Annotated in this window: 10 protein-coding genes; 3 read left to right on the plus strand and 7 right to left on the minus strand. The window is 43.4% G+C overall.

Annotation, left to right across the window (positions count from 1 at the left end; genetic code table 11):
* Positions 1 to 144: 144 nt before the first annotated feature.
* The 6 genes from topA to SWH54_03610 all read right to left on the minus strand — a co-directional run bounded on the left by topA (position 145) and on the right by SWH54_03610 (position 8,436).
* Positions 145 to 2,415, minus strand: coding sequence for a type I DNA topoisomerase (topA, locus tag SWH54_03585; protein ID MDY6790331.1), 2,271 nt, complete (start codon positions 2,413 to 2,415; stop codon positions 145 to 147).
* A 119-nt stretch (positions 2,416 to 2,534) separates the two neighbouring features.
* Entirely contained in the window at positions 2,535 to 3,644 is a 1,110-nt protein-coding gene (dprA, locus tag SWH54_03590) for a DNA-processing protein DprA (protein MDY6790332.1), read from the minus strand.
* 140 nt (positions 3,645 to 3,784) lie between these two features.
* The gene (gene secF / locus SWH54_03595; protein MDY6790333.1) at positions 3,785 to 4,825 is read right to left on the minus strand and encodes a protein translocase subunit SecF; all 1,041 of its coding nucleotides are present in this window, start codon (positions 4,823 to 4,825) and stop codon (positions 3,785 to 3,787) included.
* A 30-nt stretch (positions 4,826 to 4,855) separates the two neighbouring features.
* Entirely contained in the window at positions 4,856 to 6,433 is a 1,578-nt protein-coding gene (gene secD / locus SWH54_03600; protein ID MDY6790334.1) for a protein translocase subunit SecD, read from the minus strand.
* Positions 6,434 to 6,529: 96 nt separating this feature from the next.
* Positions 6,530 to 6,898 (minus strand): preprotein translocase subunit YajC, encoded by a 369-nt coding sequence (gene yajC / locus SWH54_03605; GenBank protein MDY6790335.1) that lies wholly within the window; start codon positions 6,896 to 6,898, stop codon positions 6,530 to 6,532.
* Between the two features lie 74 nt (positions 6,899 to 6,972).
* Entirely contained in the window at positions 6,973 to 8,436 is a 1,464-nt protein-coding gene (locus SWH54_03610) for an Rne/Rng family ribonuclease (GenBank protein MDY6790336.1), read from the minus strand.
* Positions 8,437 to 8,767: 331 nt separating this feature from the next.
* Between SWH54_03610 and leuS the strand changes: the two genes are divergently transcribed.
* A complete protein-coding gene (gene leuS, locus SWH54_03615; GenBank protein MDY6790337.1) occupies positions 8,768 to 11,371 on the plus strand; it encodes a leucine--tRNA ligase in 2,604 nt (867 codons plus the stop codon).
* 88 nt (positions 11,372 to 11,459) lie between these two features.
* Positions 11,460 to 11,981, plus strand: coding sequence for an LPS assembly lipoprotein LptE (gene lptE / locus SWH54_03620; protein ID MDY6790338.1), 522 nt, complete (start codon positions 11,460 to 11,462; stop codon positions 11,979 to 11,981).
* On the opposite strand, the gene rpsT is transcribed toward lptE, so the two are convergent.
* The gene (gene rpsT, locus SWH54_03625) at positions 11,978 to 12,244 is read right to left on the minus strand and encodes a 30S ribosomal protein S20 (protein MDY6790339.1); all 267 of its coding nucleotides are present in this window, start codon (positions 12,242 to 12,244) and stop codon (positions 11,978 to 11,980) included. The two genes, lptE and rpsT, sit on opposite strands and share 4 nt — an antisense overlap.
* A 104-nt stretch (positions 12,245 to 12,348) precedes the next feature.
* On the opposite strand from rpsT, the gene murJ reads away from it, so the two are divergent.
* Entirely contained in the window at positions 12,349 to 13,920 is a 1,572-nt protein-coding gene (murJ, locus tag SWH54_03630) for a murein biosynthesis integral membrane protein MurJ (protein MDY6790340.1), read from the plus strand.

Consider the following 13,920-nt stretch of genomic DNA (forward strand, 5'->3'; position numbering starts at 1 on the left):
GCTCGTAGTAGACTAGTATATCTACTACGAGTAGAATAATGATGTTAATTAGGTTGTTAATGACTTTAGTTGTTTTCATGGTATGTTGCAAATTCCTGTTGTATTTTCCCAATTAACAGCCTGAAAATATGTTGTCAAGCTTTTTTATTTCGTTTCTTGGTAGCCACACCCTTTTTTAATGCATGAATGAACAGTTCCATGTTTCTTAGTTGTTTTTTCCAGTAGAAACGGTGCACCGCAGTCCGGGCATTTTTTATCTATGGGTTTATCCCATGTAGCGAATGTACATTTAGGAAAGTGACTGCAGCCGTAAAAGATTTTTCCTCTTTTGGATTTTCTTTCCACCAGATCGCCGGTGCAGTCCTTTTCGGGGCATTTAAGGCCAATCTTTTTACCGTTTCCGGCTGAATTGATGGATTCGGTATGTTTGCACTCCGGATACCCGCTGCATGCAAGAAATTTTCCATAGCGTCCGGTTTTCAACACCATGGGTTTGCCGCATTTTTTACATACCTTTTCAGATAGTTGTTCCTTGGAAGGTTCCACCGGTTTTATCTTACCTTTCTCATCACGGATGTAATCCCTCGAATAGGTGCACTCCGGATACCCGCTGCATGCAAGAAAATGTCCGTTTTTCCCGACTTTGATATTAAGTTCATTGCTGCATTGAGGACACCTCAGGCCTGTCGGAAGGCCAACGCCTTTCATGCTGAGCATGGCCTTTGAAGCTTTATCCAGTTTCTTTTTAAACGGGTCGTAAAAGCGGGTAAGAATGTCGAGGGAATTAATTTCAGCAGATTCCACCCGATCCAAATCTTCTTCCATCCTGGCAGTGAATTCCACATCGAATACTTCCGGAAAGTTTTCTACCAGAAGGTCATTTACGATAAAACCGAGTTCGTTGGGTATGAAGTGTCCTTTTATGAGTTCGACATATCCTTTCCCTCTAATTGTTGACAGAATTGCCGTATAAGTACTTGGACGGCCTATTCCGTTTTCTTCAAGCTCTTTTACTAAAGAGGCTTCGGAAAACCTGGGGGGCGGCAGGGTAAAGTGTTGTTTGGGTTCTAACTGCAAAAGCTTTAATACCATACCCGGTGAAAGTTCAGGAAGCTGTTTGCTTTTCTTCTCACTTTCAATTTCTTCATCCACCGACATGTAAAGGGCCATAAAGCCTGGAAATTTAACGGAAGATCCGTTGGCGGAAAATAAATACTCACCGGACACAATTGAAACCGAAACCTGATTAATAATAGCAGGTTGCATCTGAGAGGCAACGAATCTCTGCCATATCAGACGATATAACGCGAGCTGCTCTGTTGAAATGTGGGACGCCACTTTTTCAGGGGTGTTAAAAACGGATGTGGGCCGAATCGCCTCATGTGCATCCTGAACTTTTTTTCTATTTTTGAAAAATCTTGGCTTATCAGGGGCATATTCTTTCCCAAAACGCCGACTTATCAGCTCAAGTGCTTCCGTGGCGGATTCTTTTGATATCCGGGTGGAATCGGTTCGCATATAAGTGATCAGTCCGACAGGTTCACCGGAACCAAGGGTGACCCCTTCATACAACTGCTGGGCGATAATCATGGTTTTTCTTGCAGAAAATCTGAGTTTCCGTATGGCTTCCTGCTGAAGTTTGCTGGTGATGAAAGGGGGCAGAGGGTTTCTTTTTCTGGTTTTTTTTAGCACCTTTTGTATGACAAAATCTTTTCCGGACAGCTCATCTACGATAGCAGAGGATTTCCTTTCGTCCGGGATTTTAATTTTCTTTCCTTTTTGTTTAACCAGTTTTGCGGTGAAAGGGGGAGGAGAGTCACCTTCAAGATGAGCGGTAATCGACCAGTATTCTTCAGATTCAAAGGCCCAGATTGCGCGTTCTCTTTCACAGATGATTCGCAGCGCAACGGATTGAACCCTTCCTGCGCTGAGGCCACCTTTTACTTTGCGCCACAGCAGGGGAGACGTCTGGTATCCAACGAGCCGGTCGAGTATTCGTCGCGCCTGCTGGGCTTCATACTTATTTTTATGAAGTTCCTGAGGTGAGGAGATTGCTTCTATTATGGCGTTTTTGGTAAGTTCATGAAAAAGGACCCGGTAAAACTTTCTCCCCTTTTTTTTCAAAACCTCAGCGGCATGCCATGCAATGGCTTCTCCTTCCCTGTCCGGATCAGGTGCCAGATAGATGTTTGTTGCACTGCCTGCCGCCTGTTTGAGTGCTCGTATAACCTTTTGCTTTCCAGGAATATTGATGTATTTTGGTTTGAAGCCATTTTCAACATCGATACCCATTTCCTTTGCGGGAAGGTCCTTTATATGGCCAACAGTAGCGGCCACATTGTACTTATTGTCGAGGTACTGTTTTATGGTTCGAATTTTAGTGGGTGATTCAACAATGATTAAAGGCTTGCTCACTTTTGTTCCTCATAACAGTTAATTTTTTACCACGGATTATCAACAAAATTTTACAGATTTTAAAAGGAGAAAAAATCAGTGATTTTCCCTGCAACTTCGTGGCGGATTTTTTTTTAATACTATTTTTCCAATTTGGTAAAATATTTTCCAGGGGATTGCTGGATAATCCCCTTTAATTCAAGTCTTAAAAGTACACTGGAAATTTTTCCAGGCTCCAAAGGAACCTTTCGTATGAGATCATCTATATGGGTTGGGTATGGCCCCAGTGAATCAAAAACAATCGATTCATCCGTTGAAAGCGGATCAACCGTTTTGGGTGGCTTATTTTTAACTGCGTTGGTTTCACCGGTGTAAGCCGTTATTACCGGGGAAAGCTCTTCAATAATATCCTGGGCGTGTTCAACAAGCTTGGCCCCCTGTTTAATAAGGGTATGTGTTCCGGTACTTTTAAACGACCGGATACTGCCCGGTACGGCAAAAACTTCTCTGTTTTGTTCTGCCGCCAGGCGCGCGGTTATGAGTGAACCACTTTTTTTAGTGGCTTCAACGATCACCGTTCCCAGACAAATACCGCTGATGACCCTGTTTCGTAGAGGAAAGTTATGTGCCTCCGGTTCAGTGTTAAGGGGAAATTCGGTAATAACCGCTCCGTTTTCTGCGATTTTATGAAAAAGTTTCAAATTTTGTGCCGGATAGACTTTGTCAAGCCCGCTTCCGAGAACCGCAATGGTCTTACCTTTGCCTGTCAGTGCGCCCTCGTGGGCAGCGGTATCAATACCGATTGCCATTCCGCTGACCACGGTGATTTGGCGGGAAGCCAAGTCGGCACAAAGACGGACTGTAGCGGAAACGCCATAGTCAGTTGCATTTCGTGATCCTACCACAGCCACACACCCGGTTGAAGTGTCCAGTGAACCATAAACATATAAAAAAGGCGGAGGATCAGGGATTTGAAGCAACAGCGGAGGATACTCGGAGTCAGACATGGTTATAATCCGGTAGCCTCTTTGGATGGTATCATCAAGTTCCTTTCTGATCCGGTCAGGGGGTTTATGTTTTTTGATGGCAGAGGCAAGACGCCGGGTCATGCCGTCAACCTGCAGAAGTTCATCATAGGATGACTGCAACACATTGGCAGGTGAACTGAAATGGTCAAAAAGCCTCTTAAAAGTATGGTTTCCGATTCCAGGAACACTTTTAAGGAAAAACCATGGCAAAATTTTTTCCATAAAAAGTTGACGACCTTTGAATAAATCATTTGGTAATTTAGTAGCTCATGTATTGGTTCCTAGCTCAAAGCGGATAGCTCATAGTAACATAATTGAATCTTTCATGTTATGAGCTATGAGCCTTTTTGTTTCTGCCTTGTTTACTTTTTCTTTCCGCGCCCCTGCCAGGCGAGCAAAATTGGACTTGCCACATATATGGAGGAATACGTTCCCACCAGAACACCGATAATCATCGCAAATGCAAAGTCATGAATAATTCCTCCACCCAGAACAAACAGGGTAATAAGCACAATAAGGGTGGTTAAAGAGGTAAGCAGTGTGCGTGAGAGGGTTTCGTTTATACTTCTGTTCAATATGAATGCAAGAGATTTTTTGTGGTGTTTTTTCAGGTTTTCGCGAATCCGATCAAAAACGATGATGGTATCGTTTAATGAATATCCGATAATAGTAAGGAGTGCCGCGATAATGGGCAGGGTGAACTCTTTGTCAAAGATGGAAAACAGACCCACGGTGATAGTCACGTCATGAATGAGTGCCACGATGGCACCCATGGCATATTTAAGCTCAAGAAACCAGAAAAGAATAAGGGTGACAACCAGGGCTGTGGTAATCAGAAAAGGGATACTCACGTTAAAAAGATTAAAAAAGTAAATGGCGCCAATAAGTGCTGCTGCCATCACTCCACTTAACATCCATTTTAATTCAAAACGGCCGGAGATATATATGGTTATAAATAAAAGGGCATAGAACATCGCAAATAACGCCTTTTCCCTGAGATCCTTGCCGACCTGAGGGCCAACCATTTCAACCCGGCGGATTTCAACTTTGGCACCAGTGGATGATTTGAGAGCCTGCTCCACTTTCTGGGAAAAACCTTCGGAAGTCATCACCGCCACATCGGTACGGATAAGGAATTCATTTTCTTTCTTTTCACCAAACATCTGTACCGATGATTTTCCCAGTCCAATGGCATGGAGTCCGGATTTAATATCGTCCAGTATGACAGAATCAAAAAACTTTACCTGTACAAGTGTCCCACCGGCAAAATCCACTCCGTATTTAGGGCCTTTGTGTATGGTGAGGGAGGAGATGCTTACTATGATCATGGCAACCGATATTAAGAAAGCGATTTTTCGTTTACCGGTAAAATTGATGTTAATGTCAGGTTTTAAAAATTGCATTCATGTGACCTCTTGGTTTAATATGTTTTATCATATGCTTATATGCTTAATCTTACGCTTCATCAAAATGTAATCAAATATCATCCGGGTCATGATAAGGGCGGTAAAAAGGCTTGCCAGTACGCCAAGGCTTAAAGTAACGGCAAAACCCTTGACAGGACCTGTTCCAAACTGAAAAAGAACAAGCGCCGCAATAAGGGTGGTGACGTTGGCATCAAGGATGGTAAGAGTTGCCCTGTCGTAGCCGGCATCCACAGCGGCCCTGGGGGTTCTTCCAATATTTATTTCTTCCCGGATACGTTCAAATATTAAAACATTGGCATCAACCGCCATTCCTATGGTAAGGATGATACCTGCAATTCCGGGAAGTGTCAGGGTGGCCTGGAAGCCTGCCAGACCTGCTGCAATCAGAATGATATTAAACACCAGAGCGAGATCGGCGATTATGCCGGAAAATCTATAATAAACAACCATAAAAAGAACCACCAGGATGCCGCCGATGCACATGGATATAAGTCCTTTTCTAATTGAGTCAGCGCCAAGGGAAGGCCCGACGGTCCTTTCTTCAAGAATTTTTACCGGTGCCGGCAAAGCACCTGCCCTGAGTGCTATGGCAAGATCGTTGGCTTCTTCAGTGGTGAAACTGCCGGTAATTCGGGCCTGGCCGCCGGATATTTTTTCCTGAATGACCGGTGCCGAATAAACCTTGTTGTCCAGGACGATGGCGAGTCGCTTTTTAACATTTTCCCCGGTTATCTTGGCAAAAGTTCGCCCACCTTTTTTATCAAAAGATATGGAGACATAAGGTTCATTATACTGTGAATCAATCTGAACCCTTGCATCGGTGAGATTTGCTCCGGTTAGCAGGGTTCTCTTTTTTACCAGAAAGGGTGTTTTTACCGAACGATTGGTTTCGGAATTCTGGGTAATCTGATACAGAATCTCACTCCCGCGAGGGACGGAACCTTTAAGTGCAGAGTCAATATCGTTGATTTCATCCAACAGCTTGAATTCAAGAAGCGCTGTTTTTCCGATAAGGTCCTTTGCCCTTTGTGTATCCTTTATGCCCGGCAGTTGAATGAGAATCCGTTTTTCACCCTGGAGCCGTATGTCTGGTTCACTGACACCAAACTGGTCGATACGGTTTCTGATCGTTTCAAGGGCCTGCCGGGTAGCCATTTCTTTGATATGATCCGTTTCTTTTTCCGGAAGATCCAGGGTAAGGGAAAACTCTCCGTCTTTGGTTGATTTTGAGACGATGCGAAGACCTCTGAATTCTTTGTCCAAAAACGTCTCAAATTTCTTAATGCTTCCTTCATCCTTGATAGTGACCAGTATTTTTGCATCCTGAATTCGTTCTATGTGTATTCGTCTGATGCGTTCTTTTTTGCAAAGACTGCGAATTTCCTGACTAATTCGTTCAATATTACTTTCCACGGCCTTTTGAGTGTCCACTTCAAGGACAAGATGCATCCCCCCTTGAAGGTCAAGGCCCAAATTAATTTGTTTATGCGGCCATAAAGTCGGTTTTATGGTCGGAACAAGATAGATCACAGCGGTAACAATCACAATAAGAACAAATACCGGTTTCCAAGAAATATTCTTCAATGGTTTTTTCCCTTAAATATTTATCTAATCATAATGATGGTTGTAATAAAAACCACCTGTTACGAAAGGTTGATTCAGGTTTTAACAAGTCTGAAATTATTTTGATTTTTTTGAATCAGGTTTGGATTTTTTTTCAGGCGGGGGTTGAGATGCCGTTTCTATTCTTGCTCCGACATTACCCCTGGCGACTTTAACCCGAACCCGGTCGGATATTTCAACCGTTAATGTTGTTTCGTCAAGACCTGTGATACGTCCATGAATACCGCCGCTGGTAATGATACGGTCTCCTTTTTTAAGAGCGGATATCATTTCGCGGTGTTGTTTTGTCTTTTTCTGTTGAGGCCGAATAAGCAGGAAATAAAAAATAACAAACATCAGGATAAGTGGGATAAACCCTGAAAATCCGCCTGCTCCTTGTCCGGCAGCTTCTCCTCCCTGGCCCATTGCGTATGCGATGCTAATCAAGATAAACCTCCTTTAATTATTGATAAATGAATAAAGTTGCGCTGATATACTTTAAAAATCAAAATAGGTCAAACCTATTTTTCACAAATAATATTGCTTTCCCCGGGAATCATTGAACGGTCAGCTTCGATGACGATATTAATGTTGCGGCTTAATTCAAGATCCAGAATTTCTTTGCGCTTTTTGTTCAGAATATAATCCGCAACATCCACCGGTACAATACCTTTTACCTTGGAAATATCATTTCCCAGACTTTCTAGACGAAGTTTTCTAATAAAACGTAGCACTAAGGTTTCGGTGGAAGGGGTAACACCTTTTCCACGGCAGAGTTTGCATGGCTCAAAACTGCCAAATTCAATGGATGGTCGGATTCGCTGCCTTGACATTTCCATGAGTCCGAATCGGGAAATTTTACCGACTTTAGTTCTGGCTTTATCATTTTTGACCTGTGTCTTCACCGCCCTTTCTACTTCAAGCCGGTGCTTTTGATCTTTCATATCTATAAAATCAATGATGATTAAACCGCCTAAATCTCTTAGCCGAAGCTGGCGGGTGATTTCTTCGGCCGCTTCGATATTTGTCTGCAGGGCGGTTTGTTCGATTGATTTTTTACGGGTTGCTTTTCCCGAATTAACATCGATTGATACCAGGGCTTCAGTCGGCTCTATCACAATACTGCCCCCGGATTTCAGCGGAACACGACTTTCAAATATGGATGCAATCTGATTTTCAAGCTGATATTTGGTAAATATCGGTTTATCCCCTTTGTAGTGCTTAACAATTTTAGCATGCCTGGATGAGATGATTTTAATAAATTTTTTTACTTCCTGGAAAACCAGACCATCGTCTATAAGAATTTCAGTGATGTCAGGGGTAAAATAGTCACGAATGGATCTTAACACAAGATTTCTTTCTTTGTACAGGAGACAAGGCGCCTTTTCCTTCATCACATTTTTTTTAATGGTTTTCCACAGTCGCATCAGATACTTCAAGTCTTTGGTTAAAAGGGTTTTGGTACAGGTCATCCCTGCTGTTCGGACAATGATACCAAAACCTGGCGGCAGCTTTAACTTTGCGATAATTTCTTTTAGCCGGTTGCGTTCATCTTCATCCTCGATTTTCCGCGAAATACCGCGGTTTTCACTTCCGGGCATCAGCACCAAATACCTGCCCGGCAAAGATATGAATGTGGTGAGCATGGCTCCTTTCTTCATGAACGGATCTTTGGTGACCTGAACCAAAAGCTCCTGGCCGCGCTTGGCTATGTGATTTATAGAACGGTCACCTGAAGTATTGTCCTGGAAATAGTCGCTGTGAATTTCATGCTTTTGCAGGAATCCATGTCGCTGTGCCCCGTAATCGACAAACACGGCCTGAAGGCTGGGTTCTACGCGGGTGATGACGGCTTTGTAAATGTTTCCGTGGGTAATTTCTTTTGAAGCACTTTCGATATGAAATTCTTCCAGTTTGCTTTCCTTGACTTTTGCTATCCTGCATTCTTCGGGATCCACCGCATTGATTAGGATTTTATTGCTCATATATTATATGTCCTTGGGCCCAGGTAAATTATTAAAAAGGTCTTCAAGCACTCATGTCCGAGTCCCTGATCGCTTTAATGTTCATTGGGGAATATTTAAATCAGTTAAATTAGTCCGTCTTATTTTTATTGCATCACGGTTGCTTGCATTGCCTGCATATGAAATTGTAGAATACAAGTCAAACTATTTTTACATAAGGGCTTTTTAAAAGCCTAATAACAAATAAAATTTGCCTTGTTGCTATTTATTTAATATTATGGCATGTGAAATCACAGTTTGGGCAAGGCCGTCACATGCATGGCAAAATGAATTTCAGGAGGTAAAGCGGGTAATGGATGAACGGTACAATCCAGTCAGCGTAGAAAAAAAATGGCAAAGCGTCTGGGAGGCAACAGACCTGTTCAAGGCGTATGAGGATCCTGACAGAAAAAAATACTATCTACTTGAGATGTTTCCATATCCGTCCGGAAAAATACATATGGGGCATGTGAGAAATTATACCATTGGCGATGTGGTCGCAAGGTATAAAAGGATGCGGGGATTTAATGTCCTGCATCCAATGGGATGGGATGCATTTGGGATGCCCGCGGAAAATGCGGCCATAGCCAACAACACTCATCCGGCTAAATGGACCTACGATAATATTACTGCCATGCGCACACAGTTAAAGCGCATGGGATTCAGTTACGACTGGGACAGAGAAATCGCTACATGTAAACCCGAATATTACCGGTGGGAACAATGGTTGTTTTTAAAAATGTATGAAAAGGATATGGCATACCGAAAGAAGTCTTTTGTAAACTGGTGTGATAAATGCCGGACGGTTCTTGCCAACGAACAGGTGGAGGCCGGAATGTGTTGGAGATGCGGAGAGGCGGTTCGTCAGAAGAAGCTGTGGCAGTGGTTTTTTCGGGTGACCGACTACGCCGAGGATCTGCTTGTATATTCCGATAAACTGTCCGGCTGGCCTGATAAAGTAATTACCATGCAGAAAAACTGGATCGGCAAGAGTGTGGGGGCTGAAATCCGGTTTTCCATTGAAAACCCTGTGGATAGCACAGATGAATACATCAATGTTTTTACCACCAGGCAGGATACGGTTTTTGGCGCAACTTTCATGGTTCTTGCGCCGGAGCATCCCCTGGTACTTAAGCTTTCCAGAGGAACCGTTCAGGAGAAAGAGACCGCAGATTTTGTGGATCGTATGTCCAGGCAGGACAGATCCGGAAAGGCCATAGAAAACCATGAAAAGGAAGGGGTTTTTACCGGGGCCTGGTGTATAAATCCCATGCACGGCAAACGTATGCCGATTTATACGGCCAATTTTGCCCTTATGGAATATGGAACGGGTGCGGTGATGTCTGTACCCGCACATGACCAGCGTGATTTTGAGTTTGCCAAAAAATATGGGTTGGATATTGTACCGGTGGTAAAGCCCTATGATGAAGACCTTAGCCCGGTTTCCATGACCGAGGCATATACCGGTGAAGGCGTGATGATCAACTCGGGCCAATTTGACGGGATGGATAGTAATAAAGCCCGAAATGAAATTACCGCATATCTCGAAAAAAATGATATCGGTCAAAGAACCGTCAGTTTCAGACTGAGAGACTGGGGAATTTCCAGGCAGCGGTACTGGGGTGCTCCGATCCCCATGATTCACTGTAAAAAATGTGGGATTGTTCCGGTCGCTAAAGAACAGCTTCCCATAGTACTTCCGGAAGACGCAGATATTCTTGAAGGCGGCAAATCTCCGCTTCCCGAACTGGATCATTTTACCAAGACGGAGTGTCCCCAGTGCCATAGTCTTGATGCAAAAAGAGAAACCGATACCATGGATACCTTCGTAGAATCTTCCTGGTATTTTGAAAGGTACTGCAGTCCGGACTGCAACACCGGTATGTTTGACCGGGTGGCTGTGGATTATTGGATGCCGGTGGATCAATATATTGGCGGAGTGGAGCATGCTATTTTGCATCTTTTGTATTCAAGGTACTATACCAGAGTGCTCAAAGAAATGGGACTGGTTAATTTTAAGGAGCCGTTTACGCGGCTTTTAACCCAGGGAATGGTTTGCAAGGAAACATCCTTTTGTACGGAACACGGCTTTCTTAGCCCTGAAGAAGAGGATGTGCGCGGCAAAAAGCGATTGTGCCGTATTTGTGGCCGGGAAACTGAGGTGGGTCGCATAGAAAAAATGTCTAAATCGAAAAAAAATGTGGTTGATCCGAACATATTGCTGGAAAAATACGGTGCGGATACCACCAGACTTTTTTGTCTTTTTGCCGCACCCCCTGAAAGGGACTTGGAATGGAGCGAGCAGGGAGTTGAGGGGGGTTACCGTTTCCTCAATCGTGTCTGGCGACTTGCGGCGAATCTCATGGATTCAATAAAAGGCGTTCAAACTTTTGAAGGCAAGGTGGAAGATCTTGATGGCGGGTTAAGACATCTTTACCGGAAAACCCATCAGACCATAAGCAAAGTGACCAGAGATATAGAAGACAGGTTTCACTTTAATACCGCCATAAGTGCCGTCATGGAGCTTTATAATACCATGAACGGTATGAAACTTGAAGAAAACAGCCCGGTTTCGGCGGGTGTAATGAGATTTGCCATGGAATCCGTTGTACTCCTCCTGGCGCCCATAGTACCTCATTTTGCCGATGAAATATGGGAAGCGATGGGGCATGAATCGAGTGTTCTGTTGGAATCTTGGCCGACCTATAATAAAGATATTCTGTATGAGGATGAATGGCTGATTGTGGTCCAGGTCAATGGCAAACTCAGGAGCAGGTTTTCAGTCGGTGCTGGTACGGATGAAGATACCATAAAGCAAATGGCTCTTTCGGATGAACGGGCAAAAAAATTCATAAACGATCAGCCTGTTAAAAAGGTTATTGTGGTAAAGAATAAGCTGGTTAATATTGTGGTATAGCCAATGGTCGAGCCATACCGATCAGTTGCTGCCGGTCTTGTCGCGCATGTTGTTTTTCTGTTGACCGTTCATCAACTGAGGTCAAATTATGTTTGTAAAAAAAAGAAATAATTTTTTTATCCTTATATTACTGATACTTGTTTCAGGTTGTGGGTACAGGTTTGCAGGAACCGGTGATTTTCCGGAAAACACCAAAAACATTTTCATACCGATACTTGAAAACCGCACCTCCGAAAGCAGGCTGGAAAAGCTGGTAACAGATGATATCATCTATGAATTTACCAGTAACAGAAAAGATATCTTGGCAAAGAGCATGGAAGATGCGGATGCCGTTCTTTATGGAAACATCCATTCTATAAGCATTGCAACTATTTCCCGGGACGATCCGAACACTTCCACAGAAAGAAGTGTAAAACTGTTCGTCGACATGAAACTGGTTGCTCCTGACGGCAGAGTCATCTGGCGGGTAGAACAAATTATGGCAGACGAAGCTTACAACGTCGTACTGGGGGATAAGTACAGGACGTTACAAAACAGGCGAGAGGCGATTTCAAAGGTTTCTCAAAGGCTGGCAGAAAAAATTTTTACACGCATGACGGATAATTTTTAATGAACGGCATTGTTGGCAAATTTTGCCAGGCGGGATATTTTTCTGGCAGCCGTTTTTTTATGGATGACCCCCTTTTTGGCTGCGATATCTATCACAGACTTTGCCATGTTAAGATTGGCGGTCATTGTTTCGCCTGACGATTCACCTTCGGCAAGTCGAACTTGCTTGGTCACGTTATTTATTTTTGTTCGGTAAGACTTGTTACGCATGCGTCTTATTTCATTCTGACGGGCGCGTTTTAAAGCGGATTTGTGATTGGCCAAAGTAGTAAGCTCCTTTTCTGAAATTTGATAAAAATGAATTACCTATAAAATAAAAAAAAGGATGTCAAGGTATTTATTCTGATTTTAGCAGAACTTAATATAAAATGTCTGAAAATACCCGTGTGACAAAGGCTGCAGGTGTTGTAAGCTCAGCCACTTTGTTAAGCCGCATTTTTGGTTATATAAGGGATATGGTTATCGCCGCAATTTTTGGCGCGGGCTTTTATTCCGATGCATTTGTTGCCGCTTTCAGGATTCCCAACCTTATCAGGAGGCTTTTTGGCGAAGGTTCCTTAAGCATTTCATTTGTTCCTGTTTTTACCCAATACATCACAGAAAAAGGAAAAGACGAAGCCTTTGAGATGGCAAGATCTGCCATAAAACTGCTTTCGGTTCTACTGGTTATTATAACTGTTGCGGGTATTGCCCTCTCGCCCTGGATCGTTCATATTTTTGCCCCGGGGTTTACCGGGTCGCCTGAAAAGTATGCGCTTACCGTCGTGCTGACGCGCATCATGTTTCCTTATATCTTTTTTATATGCCTGGTTGCGCTGAGCATGGGTATTTTAAATGTCTTGGGGCATTTTGCCGCACCTGCGCTTGCACCGGTATTTTTAAATATAGCGATGATTGTCTCGGTAACCGCAGTATCTATAGCGTCAACCGATCCAGCAAACCGTGTATATGGACTTGCATTTGGCGTGGTGGTTGGAGGGTGTTTGCAGCTTGCACTTCAGGTACCGTTTTTGATTAAAAACGGTTTTTATTTCTGGCAAAAAACCGCAATATGGCATTCGGGGTTAAAAAGAATCGTTAAGCTGTTTTTCCCCGCCATATTCGGTTCAGCCGTGTATCAGATTAACACTCTGGTGATCACCCTTCTTGCCTCGATACAATCTGAAGGTAGTGTTTCGTATCTTTACTATGCAGACCGGCTGGTTCAGTTTCCTTTGGGGATTTTTGCTATTGCTGCTGCAACCGCACTGCTGCCCAGCATTTCCAGGCAGGCAGCAGCAAAAGACATGCAGGCGGTAAGGGATTCTTTTGCATATACATTGAAACTTGTTTTTTTTATAACCATTCCTGCCATGGTGGGGCTTATTGTATTGCGGCAGCCGGTGGTGGCCCTGCTATTTCAAAGAGGGGCCTTTGGAGGTGAAGCCACCCTGTTGACTGCCAAGGCTGTTTTGTATTATAGCATCGGCCTGTGGGCTGTTTCAGGTGTAAGGATTATTGTATTTACCCTTTATGCACTAAAAGATACAAAAACACCTGTTTATACTGCAGCTATATCCATCATGGCCAATATAATACTTGGAGTTGTTTTAATGGAGCCCATGGGACATGCCGGCCTTGCATTGGCTTTATCCCTTGCTTCAATGCTTAACTTCGGACTTCTGATGCGGTCATTAAATATAAAGCTGGGTCCATTGAAGCAGCCGGGTCTAGCTGAATTTGTTTGCAAAAATATAATATGTTCTGTATTAATGGGGACGGTGGTGTGGACGGTGGCCCTATATATTATTCCGCCGGGAACGGAAAGCCTGTCTGGTCTAATTATAGGGCTTTTGGGAAGTATTTTAACCGGTCTTGTCATTTACGGTGGTTTTTCCATAATTTTTAAAACCCTGGATATTAAAACGGTTTTAAATCTGGGTTTATTTAAGCGACAATAA

Source organism: Thermodesulfobacteriota bacterium, assembly GCA_034189135.1.
Taxonomy (GTDB): domain Bacteria; phylum Desulfobacterota; class Desulfobacteria; order Desulfobacterales; family JAUWMJ01; genus JAUWMJ01.